General features: G+C 50.2%; 18 protein-coding genes. All 18 read right to left on the bottom strand.

The features are described from left to right. Positions 1–87: 87 nt before the first annotated feature. Positions 88–918 carry a tryptophan synthase subunit alpha gene (gene trpA / locus A372_RS0115820; RefSeq protein ID WP_019421848.1) on the bottom strand — a complete coding sequence of 277 codons (831 nt, stop codon included), beginning with the start codon at positions 916–918 and terminating at the stop codon, positions 88–90. Further along, on the bottom strand, positions 915–2,129 hold the full coding sequence (gene trpB / locus A372_RS0115815; RefSeq protein ID WP_019421847.1) for a tryptophan synthase subunit beta: 1,215 nt from the start codon (positions 2,127–2,129) through the stop codon (positions 915–917). The genes trpA and trpB overlap by 4 nt, the downstream gene beginning before the upstream one ends. After that, positions 2,119–2,853: a phosphoribosylanthranilate isomerase gene (locus A372_RS0115810; RefSeq protein WP_019421846.1), complete on the bottom strand. Its 735-nt coding sequence runs from the start codon at positions 2,851–2,853 to the stop codon at positions 2,119–2,121. Before A372_RS0115810 ends, trpB begins: the two co-directional genes overlap by 11 nt. Positions 2,854–2,865: 12 nt before the next feature. Further along, positions 2,866–3,678, bottom strand: coding sequence for an indole-3-glycerol phosphate synthase TrpC (gene trpC, locus A372_RS0115805; protein WP_019421845.1), 813 nt, complete (start codon positions 3,676–3,678; stop codon positions 2,866–2,868). Beyond that, positions 3,668–4,723 carry an anthranilate phosphoribosyltransferase gene (gene trpD / locus A372_RS0115800; protein WP_019421844.1) on the bottom strand — a complete coding sequence of 352 codons (1,056 nt, stop codon included), beginning with the start codon at positions 4,721–4,723 and terminating at the stop codon, positions 3,668–3,670. The genes trpC and trpD overlap by 11 nt, the downstream gene beginning before the upstream one ends. Then, positions 4,720–6,348, bottom strand: a complete 1,629-nt coding sequence (gene trpE, locus A372_RS0115795; RefSeq protein ID WP_019421843.1) for an anthranilate synthase component I — start codon at positions 6,346–6,348, stop codon at positions 4,720–4,722. The genes trpD and trpE overlap by 4 nt, the downstream gene beginning before the upstream one ends. Before the next feature lie 992 nt (positions 6,349–7,340). Then, positions 7,341–7,709: a chorismate mutase gene (aroH, locus tag A372_RS0115785; protein WP_019421841.1), complete on the bottom strand. Its 369-nt coding sequence runs from the start codon at positions 7,707–7,709 to the stop codon at positions 7,341–7,343. Continuing rightward, on the bottom strand, positions 7,700–8,827 hold the full coding sequence (gene aroB, locus A372_RS0115780) for a 3-dehydroquinate synthase (RefSeq protein WP_019421840.1): 1,128 nt from the start codon (positions 8,825–8,827) through the stop codon (positions 7,700–7,702). The genes aroH and aroB overlap by 10 nt, the downstream gene beginning before the upstream one ends. Positions 8,828–8,882: 55 nt before the next feature. Next, on the bottom strand, positions 8,883–10,052 hold the full coding sequence (aroC, locus tag A372_RS0115775) for a chorismate synthase (RefSeq protein ID WP_019421839.1): 1,170 nt from the start codon (positions 10,050–10,052) through the stop codon (positions 8,883–8,885). 199 nt (positions 10,053–10,251) lie between these two features. Next, complete coding sequence (locus tag A372_RS38640; RefSeq protein WP_019421838.1) at positions 10,252–10,455, bottom strand: hypothetical protein; 204 nt, start codon at positions 10,453–10,455, stop codon at positions 10,252–10,254. Positions 10,456–10,530: 75 nt separating this feature from the next. Beyond that, a complete protein-coding gene (locus tag A372_RS0115765; RefSeq protein WP_019421837.1) occupies positions 10,531–11,334 on the bottom strand; it encodes a CheR family methyltransferase in 804 nt (267 codons plus the stop codon). 245 nt (positions 11,335–11,579) lie between these two features. Next, positions 11,580–12,017, bottom strand: coding sequence for a nucleoside-diphosphate kinase (gene ndk, locus A372_RS0115760; RefSeq protein WP_019421836.1), 438 nt, complete (start codon positions 12,015–12,017; stop codon positions 11,580–11,582). A 92-nt stretch (positions 12,018–12,109) separates the two neighbouring features. Then, the gene (gene hepT, locus A372_RS0115755) at positions 12,110–13,084 is read right to left on the bottom strand and encodes a heptaprenyl diphosphate synthase component II (protein WP_019421835.1); all 975 of its coding nucleotides are present in this window, start codon (positions 13,082–13,084) and stop codon (positions 12,110–12,112) included. A gap of 8 nt (positions 13,085–13,092) precedes the next feature. After that, a complete protein-coding gene (locus A372_RS0115750) occupies positions 13,093–13,968 on the bottom strand; it encodes a menaquinone biosynthesis protein (protein ID WP_019421834.1) in 876 nt (291 codons plus the stop codon). Then, positions 13,940–14,572 (bottom strand): UbiX family flavin prenyltransferase, encoded by a 633-nt coding sequence (locus A372_RS0115745; protein ID WP_019421833.1) that lies wholly within the window; start codon positions 14,570–14,572, stop codon positions 13,940–13,942. Before A372_RS0115745 ends, A372_RS0115750 begins: the two co-directional genes overlap by 29 nt. Next, complete coding sequence (locus A372_RS0115740; protein WP_026011101.1) at positions 14,569–15,441, bottom strand: UbiA-like polyprenyltransferase; 873 nt, start codon at positions 15,439–15,441, stop codon at positions 14,569–14,571. The genes A372_RS0115745 and A372_RS0115740 overlap by 4 nt, the downstream gene beginning before the upstream one ends. Continuing rightward, positions 15,434–16,171, bottom strand: a complete 738-nt coding sequence (locus tag A372_RS0115735; protein WP_019421831.1) for a demethylmenaquinone methyltransferase — start codon at positions 16,169–16,171, stop codon at positions 15,434–15,436. The genes A372_RS0115740 and A372_RS0115735 overlap by 8 nt, the downstream gene beginning before the upstream one ends. Before the next feature lie 35 nt (positions 16,172–16,206). Continuing rightward, on the bottom strand, positions 16,207–17,079 hold the full coding sequence (locus A372_RS0115730; protein ID WP_019421830.1) for a heptaprenyl diphosphate synthase component 1: 873 nt from the start codon (positions 17,077–17,079) through the stop codon (positions 16,207–16,209). Positions 17,080–17,204 lie beyond the last annotated feature (125 nt).

The raw sequence follows: 17,204 nt of genomic DNA, 5'->3' as shown, positions 1-17,204 counted from the left end.
ACCCTTGAAGAACATCTGCTTCCGATGTAGTTTTCTGCGAACACCCGTACTCCTTAATGCTGAAATGTTAACTTTTTGTACACAAAGTTAATGTTTTAATTGTCGCACAAAATTACAAATTTGCAAGATCCCTTCCGCGGCAGTTTCCGGATTGGTTAATAACGGCAGCGACTCTTCAATGCGGCGCACGATAGCGCTGCCGACGATGACCCCATCGCAAAATGAGGAGAAGCGGCGCACATGCTCTGGCTTCGAAATACCGAACCCGATGGCAAGCGGCAAGGAGGTCGTCTGCCGAACTTGTTGAATGAAAGCTTCCACTTGGTCGTCGAACGATTCCCGTGCCCCTGTGACGCCGAGTGAGGATACGCAATAAATGAATCCGCGCCCTTGCTCTGTAATGCGGCCGATACGCTCTGACGATGTCGGAGCGACTAGCGGGACGAGATGGATGCCGTATTTGTCCCCTGCAATGCGAACCAGCTCGCTTTCTTCAAAAGGCAAGTCAGGGATAATGACTCCGCTTAATTGAGCCTCCGCCGCAGCTTGAAAGAACTTCTCGACGCCAAGCTGCATCACCGGATTATAATATGTGAACAGCACGTAAGGAATTTGCGTCCCCCGTGCACGCGCTTGCTTGGCAATGCGGAATCCGTCTTCCAGCGTCACTCCGTTCGTTAATGCCCGCGCCGATGCCCGTTCGATAACAGGACCGTCAGCCAAGGGATCGGAATATGGAATGCCAAGCTCAATAATATCCGCGCCCGCTTCTTCCATGCGAAGCAGCAATTCGAGAGTAATGTCGCAGCTCGGGTCTCCTAACGTGAAAAAGGGCATCAAGGCCGCCTTCTTCTCTTCCCGCAAGCGCGAGAAGGTTGCATCCAACCGGTTGCTCTGATTCGTCAATGTTTCATTCATGCCAAATCCCCTCCCAACGTTTCCATAATCGTATTCACATCTTTATCTCCGCGCCCGGATAAGCAAATGATGATAATCTCATCTGGCTGCATCATCGGAGCTACTTTAATCGCCTGCGCCACCGCATGAGAGGATTCAAGCGCTGGAATAATTCCTTCGGTACGGCTCAACAGCTGCAGCGCGTGCAGCGCCTCATCGTCGGTAATCGGCACATATGTTGCCCGCTCCGTATATTTGAGATAGGAGTGCTCCGGCCCGACGCCTGGATAGTCTAGTCCAGCCGATATGGAATGTGCTGGTTGCACCTGTCCGTGCTCATCCTGGAGCAAATAGCTTAACGTTCCTTGGAATACTCCCGGAGTACCTAGTGTCATCGTTGCTGCATGCAGCGGGGTATCAATTCCTTTCCCTGCTGCCTCGACTCCCATTAGGCGGACGGATTCGTCCTTAATGAACGGGTAGAAAATCCCCATTGCGTTGCTCCCGCCGCCCACAGCGGCAATAATTAAGTCAGGCAACCGCTCTTCACGCTCCACGATTTGCCGGCGCGTCTCGTCGCCGATGATGCGCTGAAAATCACGGACCATCATCGGATACGGATGCGGACCGGCGACGGTACCGAGAATGTAGAACGTATCCGTCACGTTGCTGACCCAATATCTCATCGTCTCACTGCACGCATCCTTCAACGTTCTCGTTCCGGACAGCACAGGAACGACTTCCGCCCCGAGCAGTTGCATCCGGAAGACGTTCAACCGTTGGCGCTTCATATCCTCTTCACCCATGAACACCTTGCACTCCATACCGAGCAGCGCGGCAACCGTTGCCGTCGCGACACCGTGCTGTCCGGCACCCGTCTCGGCGATGACCTTCTTCTTGCCCATACGTTTGGCAAGCAGCGCTTGGCCGATTGTATTGTTGATTTTGTGCGCACCCGTATGGTTGAGATCCTCACGCTTCAAATATATTTTTGCTCCACCCAAAGATTGGGATAATCGTTCAGCATAATACAATGATGTTGGACGACCGGAATACTCCGTTAACAGCTTGATCAGCTCGGCTTGAAAATCCGGTTCTTGTGAATATTTCTGATACGCTTCCTCCAATTCCAGCAAAGCGGTCATTAACGTTTCCGGAACGAATCTGCCGCCAAAAGGTCCGAATCGCCCTTTCGCATCCGGAAGCACTGTTGTCGTTGAATTAGTTGTCATATTGGATCACCCTTTCAATAAATGAGGCTACTTTATCGATATCTTTCGTTCCATTTGTCTCCACGCCGCTAGATACATCGACACCTTGCAGCTGATGCTGCGCAAGCAAACTTGCTATATTATCAGGCCCCAGTCCACCTGCAACGTACAATGGAATGCCGCAGTTCCGCAACAGCTCTCCATACGATGGAATGACGTTCCAATCGAACGTTTTGCCTGAGCCGCCGCCTTGAGCGGGATGATGGGTGTCAAGCAGTATTACGTCTATGAACGGGACTGGACGGTTAATGTCCACACCCGGAATGAACGGTTCCTTCCCATCCTGCTCCGCATGCGTACCCGAACATACCGGTACGGTCAACCACACGTCGACATCATAGTGGGTTTTCACCCACTCTGGAAGCGAAGGGTCGTGTTCCGCATTGAATTGGACGGCATTGAGCGGAGCCGCGTCCAGCACTTCTTGCAACGCTAGTCGCGTCGGCTGCGCGAACACGCCTACTGTGTCGGGAACATATTCCCCTTCCGCTTCCAACGTCTTCAGCCAATGATTCACCTCTAGCGGTGACACCTGTCTGCGGCTCGGTGCGAACACGAAGCCGATGTGGTCCGGTCCACACCTTGCCACACGACGTGTTAGGTCAAGTGTCGTTAATCCGCATATTTTAGCTTTCACGGTACGCGATCCGATTTCCGCTCTGTCTGCTGGATATGCTATGGTCATTGAACTAATCCCCTATTTCACATGGCTTGACTCAGTAGATAGTCCGCTCATAATATGTTCAACCGCTTCTTTCACATCGTCCTGTCTCATAAAGTGTTCCCCGATGAGCGCTGCGTTCACATTCATTTGCTCCAAGCGGCCCATATGTTCCGGTAAATGTATTCCGCTCTCGCTTACTATGGCACAATGTGCAGGCACGAGTTCCCGCAAGCGTTCAGTCTGGGCCAAATCGGTAACAAACGTATGCAGGTTACGGTTATTGATGCCGATTAGGGTCACATTGTCCATCGTTGCTACCCGGCTTAATTCTGCCTCATCATGAACCTCAATCAATACGTCCAGCCCAAGCGCCCTTGCGCTGCGATTCAGATGTATTAATTGTCCATCGTTTAAGATTGCGGCGATCAGCAGTACCGCATCCGCGCCTATCAGCCTGGCTTCCAACACTTGCAGCTCATCGATAATAAATTCCTTGCGCAGTATCGGGAGATTCGTCAGAGTCCGGACCTCCTTCAATATTTCATTTCCGCCTTGGAAGTAGTCTCGATCCGTAAGCACGGAAAGCGCATCGGCGCCGGCAGCTTCATAGCCTCGGACGATATCTGCGGGAACGAAGCGTTCTCGAATCAGTCCCTTTGAGGGCGATGCCTTCTTGACCTCAGCGATAAGGCCAACCGTTCGTTTCTTATTTACGGTCAACGCCTCCGTTAATGAACGGCATGCAGGCATCTCTGCTATCTCCCGCTCAGCTTCCTGAACATTCAGCTTCGTCTTAAGCTCCTGCACCTCATCTTTTTTCGTTCGTACAATTCGTTCAAGAAACATGGCTCAGTCCTCCTGTCGCTTCAATCCACTGCTCTAACTTGTGATATGCGTTCCCGCTATCTATCGATTTCGCTGCAATCTGTACGCCTTCCGCGATGGAGTCCGCTTGACCAGCCACGTAAATGCATGCGCCGGCATTGGCAAGCACAATATCGCGATGCGGTCCAAATTCACCTTTTAATATCGCTGTAATGAGATGCGCGTTCGTGACGGCATCGCCCCCGAGCACACTCGCGAGCGGCTGCGTCGACAATCCGAGCTGCTCCGGAGTAATATCGTATGTCAGCAGCTCTCCATTTTTCAATTCGCTGATCCGTGTCGGAGCAGAGAGACTGATTTCATCCAATCCGTCTTCACTCGCGACAACGAGCGCCCGCTTCAGGCCCAATTCCCGCAGCACGGCGGCGATTGTTTCTGTTCTGCTGCGGTCATAAATGCCTAATACTTGCCGATCCGCGCCAGCTGGATTCGTCAGCGGGCCCAGCATATTGAATACGGTCCGCACACCCAATTCACGGCGCGGGCCCGCAGCATGCTTCATCGCCGGATGGAACACCTGCGCGAACATGAAGCAAATGCCAATTCGCTCCAAGCACTCAGCCGCTTGTTCGCTTGTAAGCTGGATGTTCACGCCCAGCGCTTCCAGAACATCGGCGCTGCCCGACCGGCTCGAGGCGGAACGGTTGCCGTGCTTCGCGACACGAACAGAGGCGGAGGAAGCAATGATGGCCGATATCGTAGAGATGTTCAGCTTATGGATGCCGGAACCGCCGGTTCCGCACGTATCCAATAGCCGGTCCTGCGTCGTCACAACCTGGTGGGCCCGGCTGCGCATCGCCTCGGCAAAGCCGACGATTTCCTCGACCGTCTCCCCTTTCAACCGCATGCTCGCCAATAAAGCGCCGATTTGCGCAGAAGTCGCTTTGCCGTCCATGACGTCCAACATCACCTCGCGGGCCTCGGTCCGGTTCAGATGACCCCCGGTGAGCACTTGAGCCAGCGCATCTTTTACATGAATGCTGTGTTGTGTTGCTGTCGTGGTCATTGGATTCCTCTCCCCTCCGTCACGGGTACTCGTTCACAACCCGCCCCCACGTAATAATCCCAGTTCACCGGAAGCGGTGCTGGCTCTTCTTCTGCTTGAGCCGTCTGAGAAGCCGTCGAGACCGCTGCTCCGAACATCTCCTCGGCTGTCTGAATCGCTAACAGCAGGGCCTTCGCTTTGTTGACCGTTTCTTCGTATTCCTTCTCTGCGATTGAATCCCATACGATGCCGGCGCCTGCCTGCACGTATGCCTTACCCTGCTTGAAAATAATGGTCCGAATCGTAATGCACGTGTCCATATTCCCATTGAAGCCCAAATATCCAATGGCCCCTGCATAAGCCCCGCGAGCTTCCTGCTCCAGCTCGGCAATAATCTCCATGGCACGCAGCTTCGGTGCGCCAGACACCGTTCCCGCGGGAAGACAGGACAAGAATGCATCGAAGAAATCTTTGTCCTTCCGCAGCATTCCCGATACGTTCGAGACAATGTGCATCACATGGGAGTAACGTTCGATGCCCATATAGGAATCGCAGTGTACGGAACCGAACTCACATACTCGGCCCAGATCATTGCGCCCGAGATCGACGAGCATGACATGCTCGGCTCTCTCTTTCTCATCGCGCAGCAGTTCTTCTTCCAATGCGGTATCATGTTCAGGCGTCAGACCACGCGGGCGCGTTCCTGCAATCGGTCTCGTCTCAACACGCTCGCCGTTAACCCGGACTAACGCTTCCGGCGATGTTCCCACTAGCGTCTCATCTTCCATCTTCATTACATACATGTATGGTGACGGGTTCGACATCCGCAGCACCCGGTACACATCAAGCGGATGTACCGTCGTCTGCCGTTCAAAGCGCTGCGACAGCACGACTTGAAAAATGTCGCCGGAACGGATATATTCCTTCGCCCGCTCCACTTTGTTCATAAATGATGTTTTTGTTTCATTGGAGTGAGTGACGGATAATTCACTGTTGCTCCCTTGCACCGAGCAGCGCACACCCGGCACATCATATTCAAACGGAGCCGTCAGCTTATGCTGCAAGCGCCGCAATTTCTCTCCTGCGGCAATATATCGTTGGCGAATGTCATCATCGCTATCTTCCGGTGAGATATGAATGTTGACGATGAACTGCATTTGCTGCTTCACATGATCGAAGACGACCAGTTGGTCACAGAACATGAACTGGATGTCGTTCATCAACAGATCATCACGTTCATGGCGCGGCAGCCGTTCATACTGCTGCACCAAATCATATCCGAAAAATCCGATTGCACCTCCCGTAAGCGGAGGAAGACCCGGCACGACTGGACTGCGATATTTACGCAGCAGCTTCTTGATTGCTTCAAGCGGACGATCCTGCACTTCGGTAACTTGCCCCTGCTCCATCATTCGCAAGCATCCGTTCTTCCCTTGAAGAAGAAGGAAAGGGTCGGTTCCGATGAAGGAATAGCGGGCCCATTTGACGCCACCTTCAACACTTTCTAATAAAAATGCATACGGTTCTTGCTCGAGCCGCTGAAATAATCTGATGGGGGTTTCGGTATCGGCCATCATCGTCTCAGACACTGGAATTACGTTATAATATTGCGACGATTGAATGACTTCGTTCACATGGGGAAACATCGCTTTCCACTCCTTTCAACTCCGTCGATAACTTGCTTAGCGGATGGAGAATCAGAGCGATAACCAACAGGTATGTCAAATAAAACATGCTTATGCGACAAAAAGACCTCTACGCAACGTAGAGGCCTGTTGGTTTACGATGAAATTGTGGATGAGTGAAAATATAGTATAGGGATATGTCTGCTTAGAAATGGCCATGTACACTTATCTTCAATAAATAAGTGCAGTGGTCACTACAATGACGATAACGAAAATACGCGTCACCTAAACACGACATGTAATTGCTTCTCAACTCGGCTCATCTCAATCTCAAACTCAACTCTGCTCAACTCTGCTGTCTTCACTATACTTGTAAACAGAGGCAGCGTCAACTAATTTTCTTTTCAATCCGTGTCAGCACCTGGTGTCTGGATTCTGGATCGACTCCCGGTGTAGGCTTCAATCAGAAGACGGCACAGCCAACTTGAATCTGGTACGCCTGCCATTATCATCGGGCGCTTTATGCCATGCGATATTGTGTATTTGAGATGAAAATAGCCAAAAGACTGTACATTTTCCAATGGAACGAATGGTTCAAGGGACTACCCTTTGATCCACTCTCCCGCTGATTCAGATATCGTATTCACCCCCGCCAATACGGGAGACTCGGCAGCCCCCTCAGCACCATAGGTATGGCTAGAGAGTCCACCTTAAAGGACCGTCCTGCGCCGGCAGCTCTGGCAACTCCAGCAACGCCCCAACTGTCGAATGAGTTTATAAGTTGAATCTGTACGCTACGGCATGCCCTCTCCTCGTCGTCATCTCTTTCCTGACCCCGCGGGAGAATAAACATAAGGGCAAATCCGATAACAGTTTTTCGTATAAGGGGTCCCATGCTGAATGAATGGGAGAGCACGGCAAGGGATGCAAACAGCTCCAAACAGACTACATAAGAAAACAAGCCTACACCCTTAGGATGTAAGCTTGCATATCAATGCCATTGGCAAATAACCTTAGGTCGAAGCTAAATCCGGACGCAAATTGATCGCTTCATTCAAATACACATGTCGAATGTCTCGCTGAGCTTTATCCGTGTTGACCGTTACCATCAAACGGATGCACAGCGGCAAGCTCCCTTGCACCGGAATCTCAATGGCACACATGAGCGGCACTAGCTCCCATCCCGGCATGGCACGAATCGCCCGTGCAGGGAACGTTGCATTCAAATCCTCTGTCATCGTAATCCAGACGCTCGCAATATCCTCTGGCTGCACATTATTTTGCGCAATAATATGCTGAAGCATTGTCGTCGTCGCCTGCAATATTTCATCAGCGTCATTTTGACGAACCGTTGTCGCCCCGCGAATTCCTCTTACTGCCATGTTCCTGCCCCTTTCAATTCTTCTATGATGTCTCGGACTTGTTCGACCGGCACATCCCGTCGAATTTCCACGCGGCCGATCGCAGTCGGCAGCACGAACATAGTACGGCCTTCATTGAATTTCTTGTCATGCATCATCGCTGCAATGATCTGTTCCGTATCGTAATGGGCCGGTATTGCGGTCGGCAATCCAAAGGACTTCATCAGGCGCTCCGTATATTCCGCAACTCCAGCTGCCATTCCTATCTGCTCCGCCAGACGCGCGGATCCGATCATGCCGATCGCGATCGCTTCGCCGTGCAGCAGCTCACCGTATCCAGCGACAGCCTCGAGTGCGTGGCCAATTGTATGACCGAGATTCAATATCGCTCGCATATCATTCTCCCGTTCATCCTGAGACACGACAGCTGCTTTGATGGCACAGCCTTGAAGCAGCCCGTACGTCAGTGCATCCTCGTCTTTGGCTAAGAGCTGCTCTGCGTGCTCTTCACACCATGCAGCGAACGATTGATCCCAGATCAATCCATGCTTAATCATTTCCGCAAGACCGGAGCGAACGTCGCGGTCAGGTAGGCTTTGCAGTGTAGACGTATCATATAAGACCATGTCGGGCTGGTGAAACGCCCCGATAATATTTTTCGCTAACGGATGGTTGACCGCCACTTTGCCGCCAACGCTGCTGTCGTGTGCCAAAATAGTCGTCGGCACTTGCACAAAGCGAACGCCGCGCATATAGGTAGCTGCGACAAACCCAGCCAAGTCTCCTACTACGCCTCCGCCCAGAGCGACAACGGTAGACTTGCGGTCACACCCCGCTTCAAGCGCTGCGCTAATACAGTCCTCGAATACGCGGAGGGATTTGGACTTCTCGCCAGAAGGAACCTGGTGAGTGCTCACCGAGTAGCCCACATGCTCCAACGCTTCCGCCACTTGATGTAAATACTTCGGTCCGACCTTATCATCTGTAATGACAAGAATCGGACTTCCAGTCGGAATATGTTGCAACTGAAACGCACGGCCGATACGTGAAATCAGACCGCTCCCAATCCATATCGGATAAGACCGCTCCCCCAACTCAACCATGAGCTGAGCGGCCCCAATTTGATCATTCATGTTCATCGCGCCCACCTCCATTTAGTGAGTGTTCAAAAACGAAAATTTTCGAACAACCCGTTTAATAACGGGATACCTGCTCTAAATAGTTCTCGTAGTTCGCACGAATTTCTTCCATTGAATCACCGCCGAATTTCTCCAAGAACGCTTTCGCTACTTCCCACGCGACGACGTGTTCCATCACGACGCTTGCTGCTGGCACGGCACAGGCATCTGAACGCTCCACTTGAGCGGTGAATGCTTCCTTCGTATCGATATCGACACTGCGCAGCGGTTTGTACAAGGTCGGAATCGGCTTCATGACACCACGCACGACAATCGGCATCCCGTTCGTCATGCCGCCTTCAAAGCCGCCCAACCGGTTGGATGCCCGCGAGAAGCCTTGAGCGGCATCATATGTGATCTCATCATGTACCTGCGATCCGCGAAGCTGACCCGCTTCAAAGCCGATGCCAATCTCCACGCCTTTGAACGCATTGATGGACATGACCGCCTGCGCAATTCTGCCATCCAGCTTGCGATCGTATTGCACATAGCTGCCAAGGCCAACAGGCAAGCCTTCTACGATGCATTCCACAATTCCACCGATGGAATCGCCTTCTCCCTTAATCTGATCAATATAGGCCTCCATCTTCTTCTCCGTCTCTTCATCTACGACACGAACGGAAGAGGCTTCGGTAAGCTGTATAATCTCATCAACGGCAAGCTGATGCGGAGGGGCTTCAATCTCGCCGATTCGGATAACTTGTCCTGCAATCTTGATGCCGAAAGCTTCAAGCAGTTGACGTGCCACTGCGCCGACGGCAACCCGTGCCGCCGTCTCACGCGCGCTGGATCGCTCCAACACATTGCGGAGATCCTTCAACTGATACTTCAAGCCCCCGTTCAAGTCGGCATGTCCGGGACGCGGACGATGCACACGGCGCTTCTCTTCGTCCGTCCCCTCAATCGGTTCAACGTTCATAATCTTCGTCCAATGCTTCCAATCATTATTCTCTACCACGATGGCAATCGGAGCACCTGTTGTGCGTCCGTGGCGTACGCCGCCTACGATAGATGCTGTATCCTGCTCAATCTGCATCCGCCGGCCGCGCCCGTATCCCTTTTGCCGACGCTGCAATTGGAAATTGAGTTGTTCAAAATCGATTACCATATTGCTCGGCATGCCTTCAACAATGGCGGTCAATTGAGGTCCGTGCGTTTCTCCTGCTGTCAAATAACGTAGACTCACGAGTTGCTCCCCCTTTTAGCTGTAAAGCTGTAAATGACTAAAATCCTTAACTCTTTTGCTCATTATAGTATAGGAGGCATCGTTTGACAAGAATACAAAAACGCGTCTGATGCGCACAGAACATGCACATTAGACGCGTATTGAATACAGATAAGCAACGCTATCCGTACGCTTGCTCAAGGCTGAAATAGAAACCAATTCACATGAAATCCATCTTCGCCGAAGAAAGGTTCAGAAGGAGGGGCAGTATATGGGACTGTGTAGGCATTCCATCTCTGTCTTCCTGCGAAGACATGAAGGGAATCCACCCCTGCAGCGGGGCCTCCAATCCGATAATTTGCGCACATTCGTGAATGGTTATGTCTCCTCGTTGATAGGCGGCAATAACGGTCCTCTTATCCATTGTTATCCCTCCGTCTAGGATGCAAGGTCCCTTCCTCCCTAGTATCGGAAAGATGATAGCTGCTTATACGCTTCTTTACATTTTCCGGTAAAAAAACGTCTCCATCGTCTCTAAGCCGTATTGGTTCGGGTTAAAAATTTGTTCTGTACTGCCAACAAAGAGCACGCCCCCTGGCTTTAAAGCCTCGGAGAATTTGAAATACAGCTGATGCTTGGCCTCTTCAGTGAAGTAGATCATAACATTGCGGCATATGATTAAATCCTGTTGACCTGTAAAAGCGTCCTCCAACAAATTCTGCTTCTGGAACTGAATGTTGCGCGTCAAGGCTGAAGACACGCGATAACCATCTTCAGTCCGTGAGAAGTATCGCTGCTTGAACGATGCGGGCACATCTTTCAAAGCACGTTCGATATAGCAAGCCTCTTTTGCCCTAGCCAATGCATTATCATCAATATCCGTCGCCATCACTTGCGATGACCCGAGCAATCCCGCGTCGTCCAAAATCATGGCTAACGTATAAGGTTCTTCACCCGTGGAGCAGGCCGCACTCCAACATTTCAACCTGCTATTTCGCTCCGTAAGCGCTGGCAGCACGCGATCTCGCAACGTCTCCCATCGATTTGGATTTCGCCAAAATTCAGATACGTTAATCGTCATCCGATCGAGGAATTCATCGAGCAGACCTTCGTTAGACTTCATCGCTTCATAGAACGCCCGGAAGGTACTATAGCCGTTCTTTAAACGCAATGTTGTCAAGCGACGACGCATTTGCGCTTCCTTATATTGAGTCAAATCGATTCCTGTCCGCTTCTTAATTTCCGTTACAAAATAAAAATAATCTTGATCGTCTGTCGTGACTGCCCCTTTATGTTCTTGCATTGCCTCCACACCTCGCCACTTCCATCGTGCTCGTATATATGTATAAAAAAAACACGGTCGAACATATATATTCGCCGCGTTCTTCTTTAATCCTGCTTCATGTAAGCTCTTACAACAAAAATCAAAATAAGTTCAATACTATCAGACTGACTTCAAGTTGCGATGAACTATTATAGAGGTTGTTCAAGAAGTCCCCTTTTGATCACGATGATCATAAAGCTACCTTTTTGAACACGCATTTAAAGCTAAGGTTGAACCGCATGCTCAACGCTTACAATCTCCTGTTCGGAGAATATGTTTGCGATTTCCCTAGCCGCACTTTCAGGTGAATCCGAACCGTGCACCAAGTTGAAGTTCGTATGTGAAGCGTAATCCCCACGGATGGTTCCTGGCAATGCTTCTCCTACCTTCGTCTTGCCAATCATCAAGCGCGACAAGCTGATGACGTCATCCCCTTCCCAGATCATTGCAAATACTGGACCGGATGTGATGAAGTCAACCAATTCACCAAAGAAAGGCTTTTGCGCATGTTCTGCGTAATGGCGTTCGGCTTGATCGCGCGCGATAATCATCAGTTTCCCGGATACGAGCTTGAATCCTTTACGTTCAAAGCGGCTTATTATTTCTCCGATAAAACCCCTTTGAACGCCGTCAGGCTTGACCATGATGAATGTGCGTTCCATATGTTCACTCCTCAATTGATGTGAAGTTGTCCAACATATGCATTATACCAAATTTTTCATCATGGCGCATCCATATTTTTCTTATCACCTAATCAATGGGAACGATTCGCTATAAAATGCGCGATATCTTTTAAGTTTTTGCGTGCTCGAATGTTAGGCAGCTGCTCCAACACAGACAGCGCTTTATCGGTGTAGCGGTTGGCCAATTGCTCTGCCTGTATAATTCCCGCGCTCTTACGAATCATATCCAACGCTTCATTTACATCCGTCTCACCGTTCAATTCCCGAATGCGTTCGATTTCAGTTAATAACGGCCGCCGCAATTCCGGATCCTGAAGCGCGTAAATAACCGGAAGCGTTAAGTTTCCTTGGCGGATGTCATTTCCGGGAGGCTTTCCGATCTGTGCCTCCGTTCCCGTCAGATCCAACACGTCATCGCGTATCTGGAAGGCCATGCCTACATTATACCCGAATCGGTACAATGCGTGGTCGATCCGCCGATCCGTACCAGCCGCGATAGCGCCCAGTTGGCAGCTTACGGCGATGAGCAGCGCGGTCTTGCGACGGATGCGCAGCATATATTGGCGTACCGATTGCTCCGTATTGAAGAAATCGCGAATTTGCTCCATCTCGCCGATGCACATCTCAACCATCGCCTTGGATAGGATACGGTGAATTTCGGGCTGCTTTAATTCGGTTGCCACCATCAGTGCCTTGCCGTGTATATAGTCCCCCGCATACATCGCGACACGGTTGTCCCATTTTGCTTTTACCGTGAGCTGCCCTCTTCGAGTTTCAGCATCATCGATAACGTCATCGTGAACCAAGGAAGCCATATGGATGAGCTCCAGAGGTACGGCTACCCGCTTAAGTTGTTCAATATCATATGTACCAAATTTGCCTGAAAGCAGGACAAATACAGGTCGTATTCGCTTGCCTCCTGCTTTCAGCAGATGAAGCGACGCCTCGTTCAGCAGCTCATTGTCGGTCGTTATCGTCCGTTCCAATTCCCGCTCGATATACGAAACGTCTTGTTTCATTGTCGCATATATGTCCCACAGTTTCATGCCTTCACCTAACCAACCATATTTTCCGACCAAAGCTCAAACTGAACTTTGTGATCGATGAGTCCCAATTCATACGCATACTGGAAATAAAGCTGAAGCCCTTCTTGTTGCGGGCGGTCAAAATCATAATGTAAATGGGAAAAATAATGCCGCCAGTAGTCCTCGGTTCCGCCAATGGTCTGCACCGCCTCCTGCACAAGCGGTTCTGGCTCCTTCAGACTGAGCTGCTTGCTCGCTTCGAAAGCTTCCACGATGCGCCGTATGTCAGCTGGATGCTTCCGAATCACTTCATTGCGTACAGCCCATACGGCGAACGTCATCCAATGACCTGTCCATTGCTGCCATAGTTCACCCAGATCAATAACTTCATAGGAAGTATTGCTCCATGAGGCATGAATGGCATGATCACCGATAAGAAGCGCAGCATCTGCCGCTTCCATCATCTTATCCAGATTCGGATCCATATTAACGTATTCCGGAGCGGCATGATAGAACTTGGCGGCGATAATTTTGAACAAGTTGATGGATGTTGCGGATGTTGTCGTCAAAGCTACCGTACCTTTTAAAGCCTCGAGTAAAGGTTTTTTTAGAAATAGCAAAATCGAATGAACAGGACCGTGTGCGCTTACCGATAAATTCGGAAACAAAGAATACTGTTCCGATGACTCGCCGTAGGCGAAGGCCGATATCGGCCCCATATCGATGCTGCCTTCTCGCATGGCGACATTTAAACCCGAAGGGACGGCGGGAATCATCTCAATGTCCGCTGCAATTCCTTTCGGATGAAAATGATAAAAGAGCGGCCATACATTCGCGTAATCGATGACACCGATCGTAATGGCAGCAGGATGATGGTTACTCATCGTTCCCATTTTCTGATTCATCCGATTCTCCCCACCTTGTAAACAATTGATGTTCTATGTTCAAGCAGTCCAACACTTTGCCGACAAGGAAGTTCACGATATCATCCAATGTTTTCGGATGGTAATAAAAAGCAGGCATCGCCGGCACCATTCGAACGCCCATATTTGCCAATTTCAGCATGTTCTCTAAATGAATAGCGTGCATAGGCGTTTCGCGAGGGACGATAACAAGCTGACGACCCTCTTTTATCATCACATCTGCCGCACGGCTCATCAAGTTATCGGAGGATCCGTGGGCGATGGATGATAATGTTCCCATCGAGCAAGGCATAATAATCATGCCCCGTACCCGAAAGGAGCCGCTAGCAATGCTTGCGCCGATATCTTGAATCGGATGGTACTGAATGTGGGCCGCTTGTTCGCCGAACGCCGACTCAATCGCGAGCTGGCGTCGGGTCACATCCCACCCTAGCTCCTCCTTCAGCACGCGCCACCCTGCGTCGGACACGACAAGATGCACACCGTAACCCGCATGCAAGAGCGACTCCACTAACCGGATGCCATAAATGGCACCGCTGGCTCCGGTAATCCCAACGATAAAGCGCTGCCTTTCCACGTGGCTCATAGCTGATACACCACCAAATCAATTAAGGTGAAACTGAACACTACGATGCTGAGCACTCCGTTCATCGTGAAAAATGCCGTATTCATCTTGCTTAAATCGTTAGGCTTCACCAGCATATGCTCATACACTAACAGGGCACTGGCAATTATTGTGCCGATGATGTACCACCAGCTAAGTTGAGTTAAGAATAATAGCAGAACAAAACCGATTGCTGTAACAATATGAAATCCACGCGCGATCCACAGCGATTTCGCGATGCCGAATCGAACTGGAATTGATTTCAAACCTTCATTTTTATCAAACTCATAGTCCTGACACGCGTATACAATATCAAAGCCTGTCGTCCAACAGGCCACCGCCAAGAAGAAAATAATCGACGTCCAATTGATTTCATTCGTTACTGCAACCCATCCGCCAAGCGGCGCCAGAGCAATCGTCAAACCTAATACAACGTGACATAACCAAGTAAAGCGTTTCGTAAATGAATAAAAAACGAGCATGAAGACGGCAATCGGCATCAAATACACCGCCAACGGCTGTAAGTTAGCCGCCGCCCAAAATAAAAGACCGAATGATACGGCCGTAAAAAGAATAACTTCGCCCGCTTTCAGCAGTCCGGCAGGAATGGCCCGGTTCGCGGTTCGCGGATTTTTAGCATCAATTGCCGCATCGATAAGGCGGTTCAGCGCCATGGCGGCACTTCTCGCACCAACCATCGCCAACAAGATCCAACCCCATTCCGGGAGTGTCGGAAAGCGATTGTCCATCACCATCGATCCGAGCAAAGCCCCCATGAATGCAAACGGAAGGGCAAACAACGTATGTTCGATTTTTATCATTTCCAGAAAAACACGCACTTTTTTAAACATCATCATTCCCCTTACTCCCGATATGAAGCGCAGCGATTCCTCCGGTTAAAGGATATGCTTCCACATGCGTCAGACCGATATCGCGAAACATCTGGGCTAATTGTTTGTGGTCAGGGAACGTATTCAATGATTCAGGCAGCCATTTATACTGCTCGTACCGCTTTGCAATCAATTTGCCCATCATTGGCAATATATTGCGGAAATAGAAATAATAAATCGCTTTGAACGGCTGCCAAGTCGGCTTGCTGAGCTCTAGGCATACGACCATTCCCCCCGGCTTAACAACCCGCTTCATCTCGCGCAGCACCTGCTCGTAATCAGGAACGTTGCGCAGCCCGAATCCGATAGTCGCGTAATCGAAGCTGTTGTCCGCAAACGGAAGCGCCATCGCATTGCCTTCCGTTAAAGAGATTTGATTGTTCATCCCCAATTGATCAATTTTCTTTTTACCGACAGACAACATATTTGCACTAAAATCAAGCCCGTCGATACGGCCTGTCTTGCTTGCTTTGGCAAGCTGAATCGTCCAATCACAGGTGCCACAGCACAAGTCAACGGCGGTATCGCCCGGTTGCACGTTCATTTTGCGCATCGTAAATCTGCGCCATGCTTTATGCCGCCGGAAGCTTAGAATATCGTTCATAATGTCGTACTTCGGCGCGATGCTCTGAAATACGTCTTGAACAAACTTTTCTTTCGACTCGCCTGTCTTAGGCGAATGCGTCTCCACGATATGTCACCTTACCCTTTCTTCGCCTATTCTTTCTAGCTCTGTTGAACCGAAGCGGAGCGTGCTTGAGCCGAAGGAAAATATATGGAGCTGAGGAAAGAGCCAAGACGCTGCTTCATGACGGAATCAACTGGCAAAGTAGACACAATCGTCTGCAGTTTGTCCTGTGCGGCACGAACTTGATAGGCGAGCTGCTCGTGAACTTCGTACTTCGACATCAGCGTGTGCCAGAAGGACATATCAAATGCACTCTGCTTCAGCTTTCTTCTTTCTTCCTCCGTTCCTTGCTGCCACACATGCCAATAAGACCAGCTGCCCACAAAGCGCCCGAAATGTTCGGCACGTTCCTTCTCTTGTTCCATCACTTCCAGCTCTGTCACATGGTCAAGCAATACTTCCCATGCGGGCACATCTTTTGCAGATAGACGTTCGTTAAACGACTGAAACAACATTTTCTTTAAAGAAACGCAGGTGCGTAAATATTCTTCAGCCGTCATCGTCCATTGCTTCATTTTATCAACCATCGTCATCTTGAGACGGTTCACGTTGCATACGGCTTGGCTCAGCGACTGAATCGCTTCAATCTGTCCAGCTTGTGCCAGCAAATTGTAGAAGCGGCTGCTGAAATAATCTCCGGCAAGCACTTTCAACTGCCGTGAGCGAAGGTTCCGATCATTTCCTTGAACGGAAGCCATCTCAATCATATCGTGAGTATCCAGGCCAACCTGTACAAGTGAAGTGACCAACGCATATAATTCACTATGTTCATCTGCTGGCTTGCTGCGGTTTAAAAAGGCGAACAACAACTCTGCTCTTGCGTTCGGGAACGCAGGCAGGTCGGTGTGCGCCTGTATCATGTCATGTTCAACATACCGCTTTGCCAATTGCGAAATGTGATTACCTTTCATCTGAGTGCCTCCGACTGTAGCGGTTAGTCATCCTGACGGATGTCACAATCTAAACCATTATAGCATATGTTTTACTTGATGGGACAACTTTTCTTCCTATAGGAGGTTGTTTAAAAAGTTCCCTT

The organism is Paenibacillus sp. OSY-SE, assembly GCF_000283315.1.
Taxonomy (GTDB): Bacteria; Bacillota; Bacilli; order Paenibacillales; family Paenibacillaceae; genus Paenibacillus_B; species Paenibacillus_B profundus.
This window is presented reverse-complemented; position numbering and strand designations above follow the sequence as displayed.

Bases quoted from the DNA above. Each gene is read 5' to 3' on its own strand.
- trpA (WP_019421848.1), bottom strand. From the start codon at position 918: ATGAATGAAACATTGACGAATCAGAGCAACCGGTTGGATGCAACCTTC.
- trpB (WP_019421847.1), bottom strand. From the start codon at position 2,129: ATGACAACTAATTCAACGACAACAGTGCTTCCGGATGCGAAAGGGCGA.
- A372_RS0115810 (WP_019421846.1), bottom strand. From the start codon at position 2,853: ATGACCATAGCATATCCAGCAGACAGAGCGGAAATCGGATCGCGTACC.
- trpC (WP_019421845.1), bottom strand. From the start codon at position 3,678: ATGTTTCTTGAACGAATTGTACGAACGAAAAAAGATGAGGTGCAGGAG.
- trpD (WP_019421844.1), bottom strand. From the start codon at position 4,723: ATGACCACGACAGCAACACAACACAGCATTCATGTAAAAGATGCGCTG.
- trpE (WP_019421843.1), bottom strand. From the start codon at position 6,348: ATGTTTCCCCATGTGAACGAAGTCATTCAATCGTCGCAATATTATAAC.
- aroH (WP_019421841.1), bottom strand. From the start codon at position 7,709: ATGGCAGTAAGAGGAATTCGCGGGGCGACAACGGTTCGTCAAAATGAC.
- aroB (WP_019421840.1), bottom strand. From the start codon at position 8,827: ATGAACATGAATGATCAAATTGGGGCCGCTCAGCTCATGGTTGAGTTG.
- A372_RS38640 (WP_019421838.1), bottom strand. From the start codon at position 10,455: ATGGATAAGAGGACCGTTATTGCCGCCTATCAACGAGGAGACATAACC.
- A372_RS0115765 (WP_019421837.1), bottom strand. From the start codon at position 11,334: ATGCAAGAACATAAAGGGGCAGTCACGACAGACGATCAAGATTATTTT.
- ndk (WP_019421836.1), bottom strand. From the start codon at position 12,017: ATGGAACGCACATTCATCATGGTCAAGCCTGACGGCGTTCAAAGGGGT.
- hepT (WP_019421835.1), bottom strand. From the start codon at position 13,084: ATGAAACTGTGGGACATATATGCGACAATGAAACAAGACGTTTCGTAT.
- A372_RS0115750 (WP_019421834.1), bottom strand. From the start codon at position 13,968: ATGAATCAGAAAATGGGAACGATGAGTAACCATCATCCTGCTGCCATT.
- A372_RS0115745 (WP_019421833.1), bottom strand. From the start codon at position 14,572: ATGAGCCACGTGGAAAGGCAGCGCTTTATCGTTGGGATTACCGGAGCC.
- A372_RS0115740 (WP_026011101.1), bottom strand. From the start codon at position 15,441: ATGTTTAAAAAAGTGCGTGTTTTTCTGGAAATGATAAAAATCGAACAT.
- A372_RS0115730 (WP_019421830.1), bottom strand. From the start codon at position 17,079: ATGAAAGGTAATCACATTTCGCAATTGGCAAAGCGGTATGTTGAACAT.